The organism is Methylocystis sp. S23 (assembly GCF_054106005.1).
Genome location: NZ_CM134185.1, coordinates 3,120,985 through 3,139,549, shown reverse-complemented (window position 1 = coordinate 3,139,549; position 18,565 = coordinate 3,120,985). Strand labels below are relative to the sequence as shown.

At 65.1% G+C, this 18,565-nt stretch carries 15 protein-coding genes and 1 pseudogene; 10 read left to right on the top strand and 6 right to left on the bottom strand.

Annotated features, from left to right (window positions below; all coding sequences use genetic code 11):
• Positions 1-316: 316 nt before the first annotated feature.
• Positions 317-754, top strand: a complete 438-nt coding sequence (ybgC, locus tag ACV7JP_RS15365; RefSeq protein WP_457796531.1) for a tol-pal system-associated acyl-CoA thioesterase — start codon at positions 317-319, stop codon at positions 752-754.
• A gap of 165 nt (positions 755-919) precedes the next feature.
• Here ybgC and ACV7JP_RS15360 read toward each other — a convergent pair whose 3' ends face one another.
• Positions 920-1,897, bottom strand: a complete 978-nt coding sequence (locus ACV7JP_RS15360; RefSeq protein WP_457796530.1) for a PstS family phosphate ABC transporter substrate-binding protein — start codon at positions 1,895-1,897, stop codon at positions 920-922.
• 267 nt (positions 1,898-2,164) lie between these two features.
• Between ACV7JP_RS15360 and tolQ the strand changes: the two genes are divergently transcribed.
• The 7 genes and pseudogenes from tolQ (at position 2,165) to ACV7JP_RS15325 (ending at position 9,714) form a co-directional block, all read left to right on the top strand.
• Positions 2,165-2,905 (top strand): protein TolQ, encoded by a 741-nt coding sequence (gene tolQ, locus ACV7JP_RS15355; RefSeq protein ID WP_457796529.1) that lies wholly within the window; start codon positions 2,165-2,167, stop codon positions 2,903-2,905.
• A gap of 3 nt (positions 2,906-2,908) precedes the next feature.
• Positions 2,909-3,358, top strand: a complete 450-nt coding sequence (locus ACV7JP_RS15350) for an ExbD/TolR family protein (RefSeq protein WP_457796528.1) — start codon at positions 2,909-2,911, stop codon at positions 3,356-3,358.
• Between the two features lie 9 nt (positions 3,359-3,367).
• Positions 3,368-4,648 (top strand): cell envelope biogenesis protein TolA, encoded by a 1,281-nt coding sequence (locus ACV7JP_RS15345; protein WP_457796527.1) that lies wholly within the window; start codon positions 3,368-3,370, stop codon positions 4,646-4,648.
• 383 nt (positions 4,649-5,031) lie between these two features.
• Positions 5,032-6,333, top strand: a complete 1,302-nt coding sequence (gene tolB, locus ACV7JP_RS15340; protein ID WP_457796526.1) for a Tol-Pal system beta propeller repeat protein TolB — start codon at positions 5,032-5,034, stop codon at positions 6,331-6,333.
• 129 nt (positions 6,334-6,462) lie between these two features.
• Positions 6,463-7,131, top strand: a complete 669-nt coding sequence (ung, locus tag ACV7JP_RS15335; RefSeq protein ID WP_457796525.1) for a uracil-DNA glycosylase — start codon at positions 6,463-6,465, stop codon at positions 7,129-7,131.
• A 278-nt stretch (positions 7,132-7,409) separates the two neighbouring features.
• On the top strand, positions 7,410-8,696 hold the full coding sequence (locus ACV7JP_RS15330) for an IS4 family transposase (RefSeq protein WP_457796524.1): 1,287 nt from the start codon (positions 7,410-7,412) through the stop codon (positions 8,694-8,696).
• Positions 8,697-8,953: 257 nt separating this feature from the next.
• Positions 8,954-9,714 (top strand): annotated as a pseudogene (locus ACV7JP_RS15325) (IS5 family transposase).
• 71 nt (positions 9,715-9,785) lie between these two features.
• Here the strand turns inward: ACV7JP_RS15325 and ACV7JP_RS15320 are convergent.
• Together ACV7JP_RS15320 and ACV7JP_RS15315 are read right to left on the bottom strand one after the other, a co-directional pair.
• On the bottom strand, positions 9,786-10,430 hold the full coding sequence (locus ACV7JP_RS15320; RefSeq protein ID WP_457796523.1) for a glutathione S-transferase family protein: 645 nt from the start codon (positions 10,428-10,430) through the stop codon (positions 9,786-9,788).
• A gap of 11 nt (positions 10,431-10,441) precedes the next feature.
• A complete protein-coding gene (locus ACV7JP_RS15315; RefSeq protein ID WP_457796522.1) occupies positions 10,442-11,521 on the bottom strand; it encodes a calcium:proton antiporter in 1,080 nt (359 codons plus the stop codon).
• A 183-nt stretch (positions 11,522-11,704) separates the two neighbouring features.
• Between ACV7JP_RS15315 and ACV7JP_RS15310 the strand changes: the two genes are divergently transcribed.
• Both ACV7JP_RS15310 and uvrC read left to right on the top strand, forming a co-directional pair.
• Entirely contained in the window at positions 11,705-11,875 is a 171-nt protein-coding gene (locus ACV7JP_RS15310; protein ID WP_457796521.1) for a Flp family type IVb pilin, read from the top strand.
• A 50-nt stretch (positions 11,876-11,925) separates the two neighbouring features.
• On the top strand, positions 11,926-13,902 hold the full coding sequence (uvrC, locus tag ACV7JP_RS15305; protein WP_457796520.1) for an excinuclease ABC subunit UvrC: 1,977 nt from the start codon (positions 11,926-11,928) through the stop codon (positions 13,900-13,902).
• Between the two features lie 202 nt (positions 13,903-14,104).
• Here uvrC and ACV7JP_RS15300 read toward each other — a convergent pair whose 3' ends face one another.
• From ACV7JP_RS15300 to ACV7JP_RS15290, 3 genes are all read right to left on the bottom strand, one after another.
• Positions 14,105-15,637, bottom strand: a complete 1,533-nt coding sequence (locus tag ACV7JP_RS15300; protein ID WP_457796519.1) for a PepSY domain-containing protein — start codon at positions 15,635-15,637, stop codon at positions 14,105-14,107.
• Between the two features lie 17 nt (positions 15,638-15,654).
• Positions 15,655-17,994 carry a TonB-dependent receptor gene (locus tag ACV7JP_RS15295; RefSeq protein ID WP_457796518.1) on the bottom strand — a complete coding sequence of 780 codons (2,340 nt, stop codon included), beginning with the start codon at positions 17,992-17,994 and terminating at the stop codon, positions 15,655-15,657.
• 85 nt (positions 17,995-18,079) lie between these two features.
• Complete coding sequence (locus ACV7JP_RS15290) at positions 18,080-18,409, bottom strand: hypothetical protein (protein ID WP_457796517.1); 330 nt, start codon at positions 18,407-18,409, stop codon at positions 18,080-18,082.
• Between the last annotated feature and the right edge of the window lie 156 nt (positions 18,410-18,565).

The window sequence follows — 18,565 nt, the reverse complement described above, 5'->3', positions numbered from 1 at the left end:
GAGATTGGCGCCTCTGCTTCGCCCCTCACTCCAACCCTCTCCCCGCATAGCGGGGCGAGGGAGCGCGCGGGCGATCGATTCAGTTATTCGCCATTATTCCCCGGACATGTGGCTAGAGATACGCTAAAGCGCACATACCAAATCAAATGACGCCAATTCCGTTTGATCTGTTCGCCGTGCGGCCGTCATTGCGAGGAGCGTGAGCTCCGAAGCAATCCAGAGCCACGATATGCTTCTGGATTGCTTCGTCTTCGGCTCGCAATGGCGCCGGGAGCGTCGTAGCAAAGCAGTCAGGCGGAAATCGAAGAGAGCCCGCATGTCCGTCGCCCACACGCTTCCCGTCCGCGTCTATTGGGAGGACACCGACGCCTCCGGGCTCGTCTATCACACTTCCTACATCCGCTTCATGGAGCGCGGACGCACGGAGCTATTGCGTTCGCTGGGGCTGGATCAGCGTCCGCTGCTCGAGGGCGCGACGGGCGCGCCGACCTTCTTCGTCGTGCGCGCCATGCAGCTCGATTTCATCCGCCCCGCAGTGATGGACGATCTGCTGAGCGTGGAAACGCGCGCGATCGAGCTGGGCGGCGCCTCGCTGACGCTCGACCAGCGCGTCCTGCGTGGGATGGAGACGCTCGTGACGGCGGCCGTAAAGGTCGTCTGCGTCGAAGCCGGCCGCGCCAAGCGCCTGCCGCCCGACGTGCGCGCGAAGTTCGAGGGCGCGCGCGGCCGATCGAACTCCGCTTCCAACGGATGACGCCGCTTTGTCATTCCCGGCGGGCCGCAGGCCTGATCGGGAATCCAGGGCCACAACGAGCAATGTCGCGGCGCTTCTGGATTCCCGGTCGCCGCTTCGCGACGCCGGGAATGACGCTCAAAAAGGAAACGCCAGATTCGCAGCGCAGGCGCGCGCCGGTAGCGCCTATTCAGCCGAGGCGATCAAGCCCAGCCGCGCCAGCTCATGCTCGCGGATGTTTCGGGTGATCGGATAATAGCCGCCCTTTTTCGCCTGGGTCTGGCCGTCCTTCGACAGCACATATTTCACGAATTCGCCGGAGAGCGTGTCGATCGGCGCCTTCGGGTCCTTGAGGATGTAGACATAGAGGCCGCGCGCCAGCGGGTATTTGCGCGTATAGGTGTTCTCGAAGAAGGCGTCGTAGCACTTCTTGCCGAAGCTCGCCGCCACAGGCACGGCGCGCACCGCATCGGTCTTGTAGCCGATGCCGGAATAGCCGATCGCCGAAGCATTATTCGCAACCGCCTTCACAACGGCTTCGGACCCCGCCTGCTGCTGAACGGCTTCCTTGAAGTCGCCGCCGCCGAGCACATTCTGCTTGAAGAATTTGTTGGTGCCCGAAAGCGCGTTGCGGCCGAACATGGCGATGGGCTTCGCCGCCCATTCGCCCGTCACGCCGACCTCGCCCCATGTATGGGCGCTCTTGCCGTCTGCGCTCTTCGGATTCTCCGCGAAAATGCGGTCGAGCTGCTCCAGGGTGAGGCACTGCACCGGGTTGTCCTTATGGACATAGATCGCGAGCGCATCCACCGCCACGAGGACCGCGGTCGGCTTGTAGCCATGTTTCGCCTCGAAGCTTGCGAGCTCGTCCGGCGTCATCTGACGCGACATCGGCCCGAGCTGCGATTCGCCCGAGAGCAGCGCGGGCGGCGCCGTGTTCGAGCCCTTGCCTTCGATCTCGATCTTCACGTCCGGATAAATGGCTTTGAAGCCCTCCGCCCACAGCTCCATCTCATGGAGCATCGTGTCCGAGCCGACGGATTTCAGATGGCCGGAAAGCGCGCGGACGGGCTTGTAGGGGGAAAGCTCGAGATCGAGCGAGAAGGCGGCGCCCGCGGAGAAAGCGGCAAAGGCGAGAGCGGTAATGAAGGTGCGGCGGTTCATGGCGGGTCTTTTGGTGGAAATGGAATTGGCCGACACAATCGGGAAATGATGTGACAGTCGAGTGACGGTCCCAAGTCCGCGCATGCGAAAAGGGCGGCGCGCCGTTCCGCCTTTTCGCCCGCCCTTAACCCTTACCGCTTGTTAACGCTTCGGCGATAATTATCGTTGTGCGGCGCACCCCGCAGCCCCAGAAAGGGCGAAATTGCGGGGAATAAGGGGCGTCGCTTTTTCCGAAGTGCGCGCCCAACTCCGCCTCAAGGACAAAACATGAATCCAGCCGACATCGCCGCGACCGCCGCCGGCGCCGCCCCCGCCGCCGACATCACCATCTGGAGCATGTTCTGGGGCGCGCATATCGTCGTGAAGATCGTGATGGTGGGCCTGCTGCTCGCCTCGGTCTGGTGCTGGGCCATCATCATCGACAAAACGCTGCTCTTCGCGCGCATCCGCCGCGCCATGGACCGCTTCGAGGAGAGCTTCTGGTCCGGCAATTCGCTGGAGGAGCTTTATGGCAAGCTTTCCGAACGCCCGACCTCCGGCATGGCGACGCTTTTCGTCGCCGCGATGAAGGAATGGAAGCGCTCCTTCCAGACGGGCGCCTCGGCGAGCTTCATGGGCTTGCAGGCGCGCATCGAGAAAGTGCTCGACGTCTCCATCGCCCGCGAGGTGGAGAAGCTCGAATCGAACTTGCTGGTGCTGGCGACCGTCGCCTCCGCCGGCCCCTTCGTCGGCCTCTTCGGCACGGTCTGGGGCATCATGACCTCGTTCCGCTCCATCGCGGCGTCGAAGAACACCTCGCTCGCCGTCGTGGCGCCGGGCATTGCGGAGGCGCTGCTCGCCACCGCCATCGGCCTCTTCGCGGCCATTCCCGCGCTCATCGCCTACAACAAGATGCAGGGCGACGTGGCGAGGGCGCAGGCGCGCATGGAGAGCTTCGCGGACGAATTCTCCGCGATCCTGTCGCGCCAGATCGACCAGCACGCGGCCAATCGCGACCGGGCGGCCTGAGCCATGGGCGCCTCCGTCTCCGCTCCCGGACGCAAGGGCGGCCGCCGTCGCCGCGGCGTGCCGCGCTACGGCGCCATGGCCGAGATCAACATGACGCCCTTCATCGACGTCATGCTGGTGCTGCTCATCATCTTCATGGTGGCGGCGCCTTTGCTCGCGACCGGCGTCGCCGTCGACCTGCCGCAGACAAAGGCGGGCCAGCTCAATGTCGATCAGAAGCCGGTGTCGATCGCGATCGACGAGAAGGGCCAGATCTTCCTGATGGATCAGGCTGTCGAGGTCGCGCAGCTTCTCGACAGGCTGAAGGAAGCGGCGAAACAGGGCTTCGACGAGCGCATTTATGTGCGCGGCTCAAAGGCCGTGAATTACGGCCGCGTGGCCGAGGTGATGTCTCTCGTCACCACGGCCGGCTACAAGAAAGTGGCTCTGGTGACGGAGCAGGAGAAGAAGTGAGGCTCTGAAATGAGAGTTTCGCGCTCCGAGCCCGGCGTCGTCATCTCCTCCGCGGCCCATGCGGGCCTGCTGGTCGTGGCGCTCGTGCTGTTCTCGGACGCGCGGAAATTCGACGACGCCGAGGAAAGCATTCCCGTCGAGGTCATCGCTGAGGAGCCGCTTACGCGGGTCTCGAAAGGGGAGAAGACCGCGCGGGAGGCGAAGCCGGCGCGTCGCGCCGACAAGGTTGCGAGGGAAACGGAAGCGAAGCCGCATCCGCCGCTCGCCGAGGCCAAAAAGGACGTCCCCATCCCGCCCCCGCCCTTGAAGCGCCTGCCCGACCCCGGCGCCGACGACAAGCCGGAGCCGATCCCGCCCAAGCGCGTCGCCGCCCTGCCCCCGGCGCCCGAGCCGCCGACGCGGCCTGTGGAGAAAAAACCCGAGCCGCCGAAGCCGGCCGAAAAGCCGGCCGAGGCGAAGCCCGCCCCCGCGCCGCCCGTGAAGCCCAAAGCCGCCGCGCCGGAAAAGGAGCAGGAGGAGCCGAAAGAGGCCGAGGCGATCAGGCCGAAGCCGCCCATGCGTCCGAAGGCTGAAAAGGAGCCGCAGAAAGAGGCGAAGGAAGCGCCCAAGCCCGAAAAGCGGCCCGAGCAAAAGCCGGAGCCTGAGAAGGCGGAGGCCAAGACGGAGCCAAAACCGGCGCCTGAAAAGCCGCGCCTGAAGGCCGACGACGTGGCGAAGCTTCTGGAGGCGAAAAAGGCCGAGGAAAAACCCGTGAAGGACAAGGCCGCGAAGACGGAGAACAGCGCGGACGGCGAAGCGGCGGCGAAGAGCGCAAAGGGATCGAAGCCCAAATCCGGCGACGAGAGCGCGCCCAAGTCGAAATTCGACGCGGCGAGCATTGCGAATTTGCTCAGTAAGGAAGCGCCGCAGCGCCGCGCCGCGACCGACAGGGAGATCAAGACGGCGTCAATCGGCGCGCCCGAAGCCTCGGCGCCGAAACTCTCCGGCTCCATGGAGGCGCGCATCGCCTCCTTCATCCACGATCATTACCACCCCTGCTGGGCGTCCGCGCTTTCGCTCGGCGGCGCGACCTTCGCGCCGGTCGTGGAATTCCATCTCTCGCGCGAGGGCGCGCTCGAAGGCCGCCCGCGTCTGCTGAACCCGTCCGCCAATCCGGTGGAGCAGGCGCGCGGCGAGCAGGCCCTGCAGGCCGTGCGCCGCTGCAGCCCCATGCGCATCCCGGCGGAGTTCATGCCCTATTACGAGGAAGCGCTGCATGAGGTGACCATCCGCTTCCAGGACGCCAATTGATGCGCCCTTCGCGAACTCCCAAGACGCCCCCTCTCCCCGCGCGCGGGGAGAGGGTCGGGGTGAGGGGCAAAGCCGCCGTCACATATGAGAATCGCAGGAACAGAAGCGATGACGCGCAATCATTGTAATAGCCCCTTGCCCCTCACCCCAGCCCTCTCCCCGCAAGCGGGGAGAGGGAGCAATGCGGCGCCCATCTATGCCGATCATGAGCGCGCCCCCTCTCCCCCGCGCGCGGGGAGAGGGTCGGGGCGAGGGGCAAGGCCGCCGTCACATATGAGAATCGCAGGAACCGAAACGATGACGCGCAATCCTTGTAATAGCCTTCGGCCCCTCACCCCACCCTCTCCCCGCGCGCGGGGAGAGGAGGTCAGAACGGACCTCGCATGACCCGCCTCCTCACCCGCCGCGCCGCCGTCGGACTCCTTGCGAGCGCTGCGCTCGCGCCTGTCGCGCCCGCGCGCGCCGGCCGCGTCATCGATCTCAAGGGCGGCGGCTTTCAGCCGATCAACATCGCCGTCGCGCCTTTCGTCGGCGACGAGGCGGCGCGCACCATCGCCTCCGTCACGAACAACAATTTCAAGCGCTCCGTCTTCCTGCATCCGGTCGACGCCAATGTGGGCGAGGCGGGCTCGCCGGACCAGCCGGACCTCGACGCCTACAAGACCGTCAACGCGCAATTCGTGCTGACCGGCCGCTCCGCGCGCGCAGGCGACGGGCGGCTCAAAACCGAGTTCCGCCTTTTCGACGTGACGACGGGCGAGCAGGTCGCGGGCCAGCAATATCTGACGGAGGCCGCCAATATACGCCGCGTCGCGCATCTGCTGTCGGACGCCGTCTTCAGCCGGGTCACGGGCGAGAAGGGATTCTTCGACACGCGCATCGTCTTCGTCGACGAGAGCGGCCCCAAGGACCGGCGCCGCAAGCGCCTCGCCATGATGGACCAGGACGGCGCCAATGTGCGCTATCTGACGCGCGGCGACGAGCTCGTCGTCACGCCGCGCTTCTCGCCCTCCTCGCTCGACGTCACCTATATGGCCTTCAACGACGACGGCGATCCCAAAGTGCTGCTGATGAACATCGAGAACAGCCAGCGCGAGGTCGTCGGCAATTTCCCCGGCATGACCTTCTCGCCGCGCTTCTCGCCGGACGGCCAGAAGATCATCATGTCGCTGTCGCAGGGCTCGTCCACCAATCTCTATGCGATGGATCTGCGCTCGCGCGCGACGACGCGGCTGACCGACACCAGCGCCATCGACACCGCGCCCTCCTATTCGCCGGATGGCTCGCGCATCTGTTTCGAGAGCGATCGCGGCGGCTCGCAGCAAATCTACGTCATGGGCGCGCATGGCGGCGAAGCGAAGCGCATTTCCTTCGGCGGCGGACGCTATTCGACGCCGGTGTGGAGCCCCAAGGGCGACTATATCGCCTTCACCAAGCAGAATGGCGGCAATTTCTCGATCGGCGTCATGAAGACGGACGGCTCAGGCGAACGCATCCTGACCGAAGGCTTCCACAATGAAGGCCCGACCTGGGCGCCCAACGGCCTCTTCCTGATGTTCTTCCGTGAAAGCGGCGGCGCGGGCGGGCCGAAGATTCATATGGTGGACGTCTTCGGCCGCTCCGAGACGCTGGTGCCGACGCCGAATTACGCCAGCGATCCGGCGTGGGGCCCGCTTCAGGATTGAGGCGTTACGAGAAAGCCCGTCATTGCGAGGAGCGCAAGCGACGAAGCAATCCAGGGCCATGATGAGGCTCTGGATTGCTTCGCTTCGCTCGCAATGACGAATTCGGCGGATCGTGTTAAATGCGCCAATATGACCAAACCCGTCCGCATCGAAGAAAGCTGGAAGAAGCATCTCGCGACCGAGTTCGAGAAGGCCTATTTCACCGAGCTTCGCGAATTCGTGCGAAGCGAATACGCCGCTTGCGCGGTCTACCCGCCAGCGGCGCAGATTTTCCGCGCTTTCGATGAATGTCCCTTCGACAGCGTGAAGGTCGTCATTCTCGGGCAGGACCCCTATCACGGACCTGGGCAGGCGAACGGCCTTTGCTTCGCCGTTGGCGCAAATGTGCCGCCGCCGCCTTCGCTGCAGAACATCTTTAAGGAAATCGAGTCCGATCTCGGCCATCCCGTTTCGCGCGACCCCGATCTGTCGCGCTGGGCGAAACAGGGGGTCCTGCTCCTCAACGCAACGCTTACCGTGCGCGCGTCGCAGGCGGGCTCGCACCAGAACAAAGGCTGGGAGCAGTTCACAGACGCGGCGGTGCATGCGCTCTCGCGCGAGCGCGAGGGGATTGTGTTCATGCTGTGGGGCTCCTATGCGCGGCGCAAGGGCGCCAATATCGACCGCAGGAAGCATCTCGTGCTCGAATGCGCGCACCCATCGCCGCTCTCGGCGCATAACGGGTTCTTCGGATGCCGGCATTTTTCGAAAGCGAATGATTATCTGGCCGCCCGCGGCGAAACGCCGATCGAGTGGTGACGGCGCCGCATAGGGAGAGGGTCTATTCGCGCGCGGCGAGACGCCGATTAAGTGGCGGCAACCTCTCCCCGCTTGCGGGGAGAGGTCGAGCGAAGCGAGGGTGAGGGGCAAAGCGCATAGCGAATGCGGCGGCGCTCTTATTGCCGCTCGCCCCTCACCCTGCCCTCTCCCCGCTTGCCTACCGCATTCACACATCTTGGTTGCATGTGGCCTGGGCGTCTGATTCCATTTGAAGGAATCGGAGGGACGGACGATGGACGGACGGACGCTGGGTCGCTTTGGCGACGCGCGACTGGAAAAAGGGGGCCTTTCTGCTTTCCCGGCTGGTGGCGGAGGGCGGCGGGGGCATACGCATTCGTCGGCTCGGCGGCGACCGGGCCGGTGAGATTAAGATCACGCGCTTTCTTCGCAATCGGGCGGTGACCGGCGCGGAGATGTTCGCCACGGCGGCCGCGCGCGCGGTCCTGGCGATACAGGACACGACGGTCGTCAAGTCCGGGGGCGGCGGCGGGCTCTATCTGCATCCGACCCTCGTCGTCGACGCCGAGGACGGTTCGATCGTGGGTCTGGCGCACGCGCAGTTCCTTGAACGCGCGACGGGACGCAAGGCGGATCGGCGTCAGCGGCCGATCGAGGACAAGGAAAGCCGGCGCTGGCTGGAGGGCGCGGCGGCGGCGGCGAAAGTTTGCGCTTTGGCGCGCGAGGTCACGGTCGTGGCCGATCGCGAGAGCGATATTTATTCCGCCTTCGCGCGGCGCCCGCCGGGAGTTCACCTCCTCGTGCGCGCCGCGCAGGACCGCGCGCTGGAGGATGGCGAGCGACTGTTTGCGCGCCTGGATGCGCTGGAGGAGGCCGGGCGGGCGACGCTGTCGCTTCCGGCGAGGCCCGGACGGCCGGCGCGCGAAGCGACACTGGCCGTCCGGCATGGGCGCTTTGATCTCGCGCGGCCCCGGAACGGCGCGGCCCAGAACGACCCCTCGACGATCGCGGTCCATCTCGTCGACGTGCGCGAGATCGACCCGCCCCCAGGCGAAAACGTCCATTGGCGTCTGATCACGACGCGCCCCGTCGACCGCCTCGCGCAAGCGCTCGAGGTCGTCGATCTGTATCGACGCCGTTGGGCGATCGAGCAGTTGTTCCGCACGATGAAGACCGGCGGCTTCGACATCGAGGCCGTGCGGATGGAAGACGACGCGCCGCGCCAGACCCTGGCGGCCGCGACGTTGATCGCGGCCGTGACGATCCAACAACTCGTCCACGCCCGGGACGGCGGCGACCCGCAACGTCTGCGCCCGCTCCTCGACGCCTTCGAGCCCAAGGACCAACCGCTGCTGGAAGCCTATTGCGCCACCCTCGAAGGCAAGACGCAGCGTCAGAAGAACCCACATCCGCGAGGGTCCCTGGCCTATGCGTCCTGGGTGCTCGCCCGCCTCGGCGGCTGGACCGGCTATTACGGAAAACCCGGCCCCGTCGTCATGCTCGCCGGATGGCTCAAATTCCAGCACGGAAAATACGCCATCGCCGTCACCCAACCAACGCCGCCGCTAACCAACACAGATGTGTGAATCTGCTAGCCGCTTGCGGGGAGAGGGTCTATTCGCGCGCGCGAAGAGACGCCGATTAAGTGGCGATAACCTCTCCCCGCTTGCGGCGAGAGGTCGAGCGAAGCGAGGGTGAGGGGCAAAGCGCATAGCGAATGCGGCGGCTATCTTGTTGCCGCCTTGCCCCTCACCCTGCCCTCTCCCCGCCTAGGTCCTGTGGACTCTAAGGGATTCCCATTTGGTCGCAAATCAGATTCAAGACTTCTTTTGGGGAGGCGGCCTTGGGTGTGATGGATCGATTGGTTTTGACGGACACGGCGTGGGAGCGGATGGCTCCGCTGATCATTGGCCGGCCTGACCAGAAGGGCTCGACCGGCCGCGACAACCGGATGTTTGTGGAGGGCGTGCTGTGGATCGTGCGCACGGGTTCCCCCTGGCGCGATCTTCCGGAAGCGTTTGGGGAGTGGAACAGTGTGTTTCGGCGCTTCAGTCGATGGAGCGCCAAGGGGGTCTGGCATCGGGTTTTCGAGGCGATGTCTGACGATTCTGACTTCGAATATCTGATCGTCGACTCCACGATCGTCCGGGCGCATCAGCACGCTGCCGGGGCGAAAAAGGGGGCCTGAAGATCAGGCGATCGGGCGTTCGCGCGGCGGCCTGAGCACCAAGATACATCTGGCCGTTCGCGGCTTGGGATGTCCTGCGGTTCACGCTGACCGCCGGTCAGAAGGGCGACGCCCCGCAAGCCGTGGCGTTGATCGAGGGACTGCCCGCAGAGGTCGTCATGGCCGATACCGCCTATGACGCCAATTATTTGCGCCAAGCCATCGCCGCGAAGGGCGCGCTTGCCGTCATCCCAAACAACCCGTCACGTGCGCTCAAATATCCGCTCGACAAGCATCTTTATACTCAGCGCCATCTCGTCGAATGCTGCTTCTCAAAACTCAAGCAGTTCCGCCGCGTTGCAACCCGCTTCGAAAAAACCGCCCGAAACTATCGAGCGGTCGTAACCCTCGCCGCAATCGTCCTATGGCTCAGATAACTGTCCACACAGCCTAGGGCGTCGAAAGACGCCCGTCTTTCGCCGGGCTTTGCGGGGAGAGGGTAAGATCCTTATCCCTTCGCGGCGGCCGCGGCCTCGTGGATCTTCAGGAGTTGCTTGTCCGTCTCCGCCACGCGCGCGACGGACGGCCGCGCGCCGACGCGCTCGATATAGGCCGAAATTTCCGGCGTCGCCGGCGCGAGGCCGAAGCTCGTCGTCCAGCGCAGCGCCGTCGCCCATAAGATGTCGGCGGCCGTGAAGCGCGCGCCCAGGAGATACGGCCCCGTCGCAAGCTGCTTATTGACGAGCGCCATCACGCTGTCGAAATCGCCATAAGGACACATGCGCTTCGGCGGCTCGTTCTTCATGTAGCGATCCATGATCGCCGGCTCGAAGGACGAGCCGTAGAAGACGAGCCAGCGAAGATAAGGCCCGCGCAGCGGATCGCCGATCGGCGGCGCGAGCTTTTTCTGCGGAAAGGCGTCGGCGAGATAGATGAAGACCGCGCCGAGCTCCGTGACGAGCGCGCCATTGTGAATGATCGCCGGGACCTTCCCCAGCGGATTGACGGCGAGATAGTCGGGCTCGCGCTGCGCGCCGAGCTTGAAATTGAGGTCGCGCAGAACATAGGGCGCCTCGAGCTCCTCCAGCAGGATCAGCGCGCCCGACGAGCGCGTATTGGGGGAATGGTAGAATATCAGATCGTCGTCGCTCATCGCCGGTTCCCTCACGGGACGAACAGGAAGAAGACATATGTCGTGAAGACGACGAGATGCACAAGGCCGGTGAAAACGTTGGTTCGCCCGGCGCCGAAGCTCACGACCGAGAGCATCAGCGTCAGCATGAGCATCGCCGAATCGCGATGGTCGAGGCCGAAGACGATCTCGCGGCCCGTCGCGAGAGTCATGAGCGCCACGGCCGGCACGGTGAGGCCCGTAGTGGCCACGACGGAGCCCAGCGCGCCGTTCAGGCTCGTCTGCAGGGCGTTGCGATGCGCGGCGCGAATGGAGTTGAGCGACTCCGGCAGGAGCACCAGCGCCGCCACGGCCGCGCCGGTCACCGGGTTCACCTCTTGCACGCCGGCCCAGGTCAGCGCCTCCTCGAGACTCGGAATGACGCGCTCCGCGAGGAGCGACACGCCCAGCAGGCTGGCGCCGAGGCCGACGGCCGCGACAATGGTTTCGCCAAATGACGGCTTCTCCTCGCCATGCCCCAGCGCCGCCGCGTGAGCGTCGATGAAATAGGAGCGATGCCGCACCGTCTGGATGAAGAGAAAGGAGCAATAGAGAAGGATCGAGAGAATGCTGACAAAGGCGAGCTGCGCGGGCGACAGGCTCGGTCCGAAAGCCGAGGTCGTATAATTCGGCAGAATGAGCGTCAGCACCGAGAGCGCGATGAGCACGGCGAGATAGGCGCTGGCGCCCATGGGATGCAGCTCCTGCTCGCCGTGGCGGGCGCCGCCGAGCAGCAGGCACAGGCCGACGAGTCCGTTGCAGACGATCATGATCGCCGAAAACACCGCCTCGCGCGCTTCCGTCGGGTCCTCCGAGCCATGCGAGATCATCGAGGCCATGATCGTCACTTCGATGATGGTCACGGAAATGGTGAGGACCACCGTGCCGAACGGTTCGCCGACTTTCTCCCCGACGATCTCCGCATGTTGCAGCGTGGAGAAGACCGCGCCGACGACCAGGATCGCCGCCAGCAGGGGCGGCGCGAAGACGATCGAGGGATGCAGGCTTTCGAGCCATGCTTCCGTGGCCTTGAACACGCCCGCAAGCCCGAGGGCCAGCGTTGGAAAGACCATTCCGCCGACCGTGATCCGCCCGCTACACATCTCGTCCCCGCTCGCCGCCCCCAAAATGGACCGCGACTTTGGGCCGGCCGCGACGCAAGCGCAAGCGTTCCGGCCCGACTCGGCGCCCGAATTGCCGCGATCCGCGAGAGCGAAGGCGATTGTTCGATTTTGAAACACGGCTGGACGAAGACGATGCTCCTGCGATTCTTGCGAGACGAAGCCGGCGCCGCCGCGACGGAATATGCGGCCATCGCCTCTTTCCTGTCGATTGTCGTTCTGGCCGGCGCGACGGCGATCGGGCGCCTGATGAGCGACAAGCATTTCGAGACGCTGCTCAAGGCCTGGCTCAAGGCGCAGGCCTGAGCCGGCGGCGGCTCTTCCCATCGCCGCAAACGGGGCATAAATCTGGGGCCATGACCCCCTCCCCCACTGCGCCGCGCGACCTCCCGCCCGAGGAGGACGACGTCTACGAGGCGTCCGAGGCCGCGGACGAGCCCATTCAGGAAGAAATCGCGCCGCAGACGCCCGAGAGCGTGAAGCGCGGCGTCGCGGTCATCAAGAAATATTGGAGGCACGCGCCGAACGGCCCCGGCGTCTATCGCATGATCGCCGAGAATGGCGAGGTGCTTTACGTCGGCAAGGCCAAGAATGTCCGCAAGCGCGTGGCGAGCTATACGCGCCTCGCCGGCCATGTGAACCGCATCGCGCGCATGATCTCGGCCACTGTCTCGATGGTTTTCATCTCGGTCGAGACCGAGACCGAGGCGCTGCTGCTCGAGGCGAACCTCATCAAGCAGATGAAGCCGCGCTTCAACGTGCTGATGCGGGACGACAAGTCGTTTCCCTATATTTTCATCGCGCGCGACCACGAAGCGCCGCAGATCGCCAAGCATCGCGGGGCGCGCGTGCGCAAGGGCGATTATTTCGGACCCTTCGCCAGCGTCTGGGCGGTCAACCGCGCATTGAACGCGCTGGAGCGCGCCTTCCTGCTGCGCTCCTGCGCGCAGAGCTTTTACGACAATCGCACGCGGCCCTGCCTGCTCTATCAGATCAAACGCTGCGCCGGCCCCTGCACAAGCGAGATTTCCATCGAGGATTACGGCGTGCTGGTGCAGGAGGCGCGCGACTTTCTTTCCGGCAAAAGCCGCAGCGTGCGCGAGCAGCTCGCGCAGGAAATGACGGAAGCGGCGGAGAAGCTGGAATTCGAGCGCGCGGCGCGGTTGCGCGACCGCATTTCCGCGCTCTCGGCCATTCAAGGCGCGCAGGGAATCAATCCGCGCAGCGTGGAGGAGGCCGACGTCTTCGCCATCGCCAAGGAAGCCGGGCGCTTCTGCATCGAGGCCTTCTTCTTCCGCGCCTATCAGAACTGGGGCAACCGCTCCTATTTCCCGCGCGCCGACGCAAGCCTCTCGGAGTCGGAAGTGCTTGACGCCTTTCTGGCGCAATTCTACGACGAGCACCCTTCCGCGCGCTGCGTGCTGCTCTCGCATCCGATCGAGGACAGCGCGCTGCTTGAGGATGCGCTCTCTGCGAAGCTGCGCAAAAGCGTGGACGTCATCGCGCCGCAGCGCGGCGAGAAGCGCGAGCTCGTGGAGCATGCGCTCAACAACGCAAAGCAGGCGCTGGGCCGCAAGCTGGCGGAGGATGCGAGCCAGCAGAGATTGCTCGCGGCGCTGGGCGAGGTCTTCGGCCTCGCGGCGCCGCCGCGCCGCGTCGAGGTTTACGACAATTCGCACACCGGCGGTTCGCAGGCGATCGGCGCCATGATCGTCGCAGGGCCGTCCGGCTTCATGAAGGCGCATTACCGCACCTTCAACATCAAGAGCGCGGACATCACGCCGGGCGACGATTACGCGATGATGCGCGAAGTGTTGACGCGCCGCTTCGCGCGGCTCGCGAAGGAAGCCGAGAAGGACGCGGACCCCGAGGCGTTCCCCGCCAAGCCCGATCTCGTCTTGATCGACGGCGGGCGCGGGCAGTTCGACGTGGCGCGCGAAGCTTTGCGCGAGAGCGGCGTCGAGGGCGTGGCGCTCGCCTCCATCGCCAAGGGCCGCGACCGCGACGCCGGGCGCGAGCAGTTCTTCATCGAGGGCCGCGAGCCCTTCCGCCTGCCCCCGCACGACCCCGCGCTTTATTTCGTGCAGCGCCTGCGCGACGAAGCCCACCGCTTCGCCATCGGCACGCATCGCGCGCGACGCAAGAAAGAGTTCACGAAGAATCCGCTGGACGAGATCGCGGGGATCGGGCCGTCGAGGAAGCGCGCGCTGCTGCTGGCCTTCGGCTCCGCAAAAGCGGTCGCGCGCGCGGCGCTGTCGGATTTGGAGAAGGCGCCGGGAATCAACAAGGCGACGGCGCGGATGGTGTACGATCACTTCCAGCGCAGCGATTGAACGCCCGCACACCGCCCGTCATTGCCAGCGAAGCGAGACAATCCAGAACGCGATGGCTGCCCCTGGATTGCTTCGTCGCTTCGCTCATCGCAATGACGGACGGCGTCACCATTGGCCATCGCCCGGCGAAGGCCCGTCATTGCGAGCGGAGCGAAGCAATCCAGGGCCGTGATGAGGCTCTGGATTGCTTCGTCGCCGACGATCATTTCCAGCGGGCCGAGTATTCGGCATGCGCCATGGCGGGCCGCGCCGTCAATTGCTCGCTCTTTCGCCGCAGCCGCCGCCAGCCGATGACGATTCCGGTCACGCTCAGCGCGAAGCCGCCGCCATTGAGCGCGATCATGAAGACGTCCCAGACGGGCCGGGCGTCGAGCAGCGCCGGCCAGTCCCAGCTATGCAGGAAGGCGAACAGCCAGCGATTCACGCGCCTACGAAAGTCGAGCTTGCCGAGCACGGCGCCCGTATAGGGGTCGATATGCGTCCAGGTGGCGTTGGCGTCGTCGAATTCGAGACGCAGGACAGGCAGGCGCTTGTCGGCGTCGCCATGCATCGTATGCGGCGCGCGGGCGAAATAGTAGGCGTCATAGGCCGTCATGACCGTCTTCGCCTTCACAGGAGCCTTGACCAGACGCGCGCCGGCGCGTCCGAGCCGTTCGATCGGCAGCATGGCCGACGGCTCGGCGCCGGCCTCGGCGGCGAGGATTTGCGTCAGTCCCGACTCGTTATGCGTAACGTAATAGCCCCGACCGTCGACAAGACGCCATTCGATCTCGCGCGCGTCGAAGCCGGCCCGGCGAAACACCTCGAGCGCTTCTCTTGCGCCGAGCGCAAACCGCTCGGGCGCAAGGTCGCCGCCAGCATAGGCTTTCGCATTGAAGGTCGAGTTGGGCGTCTCGAAGATCTTCCACGGGTTCATCGACATCATGCCGCTGAACACAAAGGCGACCGCCGTCACGCCGAAGACGAGGCCGACGATATGGTGCCACCACATATAGCCTTCGCGATAGGGCGAATGCGAGCCGGTTTTGTAGGGCGCGCCGAAACGCCAGCGCATGACGCCGACCGTGAAGCCCGTGAGCGCGAGAATCGTGCCCACAAGCGAAGCGTAGACGACGATGTCATGCCAATATTTGTCCAGCGCGCCGCCGCGAAACGGATAGAGCCAGTGAATCCAGGCGCCGACCCAGTTCCAGACGCGCTCATTGCGCGTCGCGTCGCGCACCACCTCGCCGGTGACGCTCGAAACATAAAGCAGCGTCGCATTGGCGTCGGACATCCGCACCTTATGCAGGGGCCGGTGGCCGTCGAGTGCCTTCGAATGCGTCCAGGCGTCCTCCTCGATCTCGCCGTCATAGACGCCTTCCACGCCCAAGAAGGCGCGCGCCGCCGCGACCGCCGCCTCGGAAGTCACGCGCCCGACCCGCGCGCCGTCGCTGGCGCGCAAAGCGACGAAATCCGCTTTTCCGAAGGTGAAGACGAAAGTCGGCTCACCGGCGATCGCCACGAGCCGAGCGGCCTGCGGCGGCTCGCGCGCGCCCGCCGCCGCGAGCGCATGGGCGAAGTCGACGCGCACCCGCGCCGCCTCGAGCGGACCGGCGCCCGCCAGCCGCTCCGCCGGCGTGAGCTTCGGATAGCCGACATACATCATGACAATGCCGGAGAAAAACCACATCGCCATGAACAGGCACAGCGCGATTCCGAGCCAGCGATGCGTGAGATAGAGATAGCGTTTCATGGCCGTCCCCTTTCCGCTCAGAAGCTCATCTTCAACGACATCTCGAAGGTGCGCGGCTGTCCGATGAACAGCAGCGGCCGCCCCGTCGTCCATTCGATGTAATTGGCGTCGGCGATGTTCTTGAGACTCGCGGCGAGCCGGGCGTTCTTGTGAATCTGCCAGGACACGATCGTATCGAAAGTCGTGTAGGCGGGAACGCGCATGGCGTTGCGCGTGTCGGCGAAGCGGTCGCCGACGAAGCGCGCGGCGAACATCCACTGCCAGTCGGGCATGAAATCCCAGGTGATCCAGCCATTGGCGATCCAGCGCGCCATGTTCACCGGCCGCCGGCCGGCCATCGAGATGGGACGGCCGGCGATCGTTTCCTCGAATTTGTCGAATTTCGGATTGATCCAGGCGGCGTTGCCCTGAAGGTTCAATGTCGGCAGAAGCTGCATGCCGATATTGGCTTCAATTCCGTTCGAGGATTGTTGGCCGACCGGAATGACGCTGCCGGGATTCAAAGGATCGGGCGTGGTGAGGTTCTTGCGTTCGATGAAATAGCCGGCCAGCGTCCCGGAGCCCTTGCCGTCCCAGAAATCCGCCTTGGTCCCGGCCTCCAATTGCCAGCCGGTGGTCAGGTCGAAATTGCGCACGCCGCTGACATTGTTGGTCAGGATCGTGCCCGAGGCCGGATCGGCCGCCGTGCTGTAGGTGACATAGACATTGGCGTCTTTCGTCACGTCGTACATCAGCGCCGCGCGCCAGGTGAAGGGCTGATAGTCCTTGCTGAAATAAGCCGGCTCGCCATAGGGATTGGCGAGAGTCGGCAGCGTCGGCGGACGGAAGTTGAATCGTTCCAGCGCGATCGTCTCCCAGCGGGCGCCGGTCACGAGATGGAGCCTCGGCAGGATGGACAGCCTGTTCTCCGCGAACAGCGCGAAAACCCCGAGCTTGTTGCGCGCGCCGCCGATCCAGCCCGTGGCGAAGGGGTTGTCCTCATATTTTTTGATAGGGGAATAGTAATAGGGATGCACGACGTCGATGGCGCGCGTCCCGGGTTCGAAGCTCGGATTGCGGACCTGCTGAACCAGCGAATATTCGACGCCGGCGACCGTCTTCGACTCCATGCCGAAGATTGTCGTCTGGTTCGTCGCCTCCAGGCGATCGCCGACGACGTAATGAAGATGGCGCGTCGCGAATGACGCGCTTCGCGTCAGCAGCGTATTGGCCGCATTGTAATCATAGCCCTCGACATTGTAATATTGGCGATCCGCGCGGTAGAAATAAAAGAGGTTCTTGAACTGCAACGCCTCGCTGGGCTTGTATTCCGCAATGTCGCGCACCCAGAGAACCTGCTGGTCGAAGACCGGGGAATCGGCGTTGTAGTTCTTGAACCTCACGCCGGGATCGAAGCGCAGGGTCAGGACCGGCAATCCCACCGTCGTCCAAGGAACCGTGCCGGCCCCAACATAGGGCCGCGGAACAGGCGTCCCCCAATTGGCGTTGCGTTCCTCGTGCTGGAACTCCACCGCGACGGTGTTCGACAGTTGCGGCGTGATGTCGGTGAGCCAGGAGGCGTTGCCGGCGCCGGAATTGAAATGCGAATTCTCCGCCCACCCGTCGGAGCCGAGATAGCTCACATCGAACTGCGCCCAGTTATTGGCGTCGATCTGTTTGTTCATTCCGTAGGAAGCGCGGCGGTTGAACCACATGCCGCCCTGCAGCAGCGCCTCGTTGCGGTCCTGGCCTCTCGTCGCGACCTTGCTGACATAATTGACGACGCCGCCGACCGCGCCCTGACCATAGAGATAGGAGGAGGCGCCGCCGAGCAGTTCGACGCGGTCATAGAGCCAGCTATCGACCGCCCGCCCCGTTATGGCGTCGTTATACGTCGCGATCCCGTTGAAGAGCTGCACGGTCGAAGTCGGACCGAAGCCGCGCAGGCTGACGGAGCCGGCGGAGCCCGGCGGGTCGGCGGCGATCACGCCCGGCATGCGTGACAACGCTTCTTTGGTTGTCTGTGCGTTGCGAGCCTCGATCGTGGCGCGGTCGACGATTGAGATGGAGCCCGGCGTCTGGCGCACCGTCAGACCGAGGCGACTCGCAGACCCCGCCGGCGCGTCGAGCTGAATTTGGGCGTTTGGCGGCTGGAGAACCAAGCCTCCCTGGCCTCCCCGCTCCCCGCCATTGCTGGCCTGCGTCGTCGCGCCGGGACGCGCCGCGGTCGGTCGACCGCCATGGGCGCCCGGCTGGCGGGCGCGGGCGCCGCCGACATTGATGGTGGGCAGGGATTGCTGAGCGAAAGCGGCGGTCGAATGCAAAGCGACCACGAGCGCGCAGGCGGAAACGCCGCGCGAAGGGCGGTAAATGTTCATGAATGGAACTCCTGACGCGGCGCGCTCCAGGGCGGCGCCTCGGTCGGTTATGACGATGCGCGGCCGTCAGGGCCGCGCGCGGCTGTCAGGAGAAAGAAGGGGGCGCTCGGGAGGACCAGGAGCTGGTCCAGCCGGAGACGGGCGGCGGGCATTCGTCCCGCTGGCGCCATTCCTGCGGCGACGGCGCAGAACGCTCGATCGTCGCCGCCATAATCGCGACGATCGTGCGCACCGGCTGCGCGACGCCCGCAGCGGCGCAGATCAGGCAGTGCTCGCCATGGGCATGATGCGCCGGCGCCGGCGGGCCGTCGGGACTTTCGTTGGCCGCGCAAAAGACGGGCTGTCCGGCGAAGCCCGCATCAACCGGCGCCGCGCGGGCGACGGCGATCGCCTGCAAGAAAAAAAGACAGGCCATGGCGAGGGCGCAAACGCCCCTTGCGCCCGTTCCTGCTTTGCTGCGCCGCATCCAGACTGTCATTTCGACTCCGCCGCAGACATTGTTAACGCCAAGCTTGAACGCCGGTCAAGCGCGTCAGTCGCGCAGGGGAAGCGCTCCCGGCAATGGCGGCGA

What these genes read in the sequence shown, in the direction of transcription:
- ybgC (WP_457796531.1), top strand. Translation starts at nt 317, where the DNA reads ATGTCCGTCGCCCACACGCTTCCCGTCCGCGTCTATTGGGAGGACACC.
- ACV7JP_RS15360 (WP_457796530.1), bottom strand. Translation starts at nt 1,897, where the DNA reads ATGAACCGCCGCACCTTCATTACCGCTCTCGCCTTTGCCGCTTTCTCC.
- tolQ (WP_457796529.1), top strand. Translation starts at nt 2,165, where the DNA reads ATGAATCCAGCCGACATCGCCGCGACCGCCGCCGGCGCCGCCCCCGCC.
- ACV7JP_RS15350 (WP_457796528.1), top strand. Translation starts at nt 2,909, where the DNA reads ATGGGCGCCTCCGTCTCCGCTCCCGGACGCAAGGGCGGCCGCCGTCGC.
- ACV7JP_RS15345 (WP_457796527.1), top strand. Translation starts at nt 3,368, where the DNA reads ATGAGAGTTTCGCGCTCCGAGCCCGGCGTCGTCATCTCCTCCGCGGCC.
- tolB (WP_457796526.1), top strand. Translation starts at nt 5,032, where the DNA reads ATGACCCGCCTCCTCACCCGCCGCGCCGCCGTCGGACTCCTTGCGAGC.
- ung (WP_457796525.1), top strand. Translation starts at nt 6,463, where the DNA reads ATGACCAAACCCGTCCGCATCGAAGAAAGCTGGAAGAAGCATCTCGCG.
- ACV7JP_RS15320 (WP_457796523.1), bottom strand. Translation starts at nt 10,430, where the DNA reads ATGAGCGACGACGATCTGATATTCTACCATTCCCCCAATACGCGCTCG.
- ACV7JP_RS15315 (WP_457796522.1), bottom strand. Translation starts at nt 11,521, where the DNA reads ATGGTCTTTCCAACGCTGGCCCTCGGGCTTGCGGGCGTGTTCAAGGCC.
- ACV7JP_RS15310 (WP_457796521.1), top strand. Translation starts at nt 11,705, where the DNA reads ATGCTCCTGCGATTCTTGCGAGACGAAGCCGGCGCCGCCGCGACGGAA.
- uvrC (WP_457796520.1), top strand. Translation starts at nt 11,926, where the DNA reads ATGACCCCCTCCCCCACTGCGCCGCGCGACCTCCCGCCCGAGGAGGAC.
- ACV7JP_RS15300 (WP_457796519.1), bottom strand. Translation starts at nt 15,637, where the DNA reads ATGAAACGCTATCTCTATCTCACGCATCGCTGGCTCGGAATCGCGCTG.
- ACV7JP_RS15295 (WP_457796518.1), bottom strand. Translation starts at nt 17,994, where the DNA reads ATGAACATTTACCGCCCTTCGCGCGGCGTTTCCGCCTGCGCGCTCGTG.
- ACV7JP_RS15290 (WP_457796517.1), bottom strand. Translation starts at nt 18,409, where the DNA reads ATGGCCTGTCTTTTTTTCTTGCAGGCGATCGCCGTCGCCCGCGCGGCG.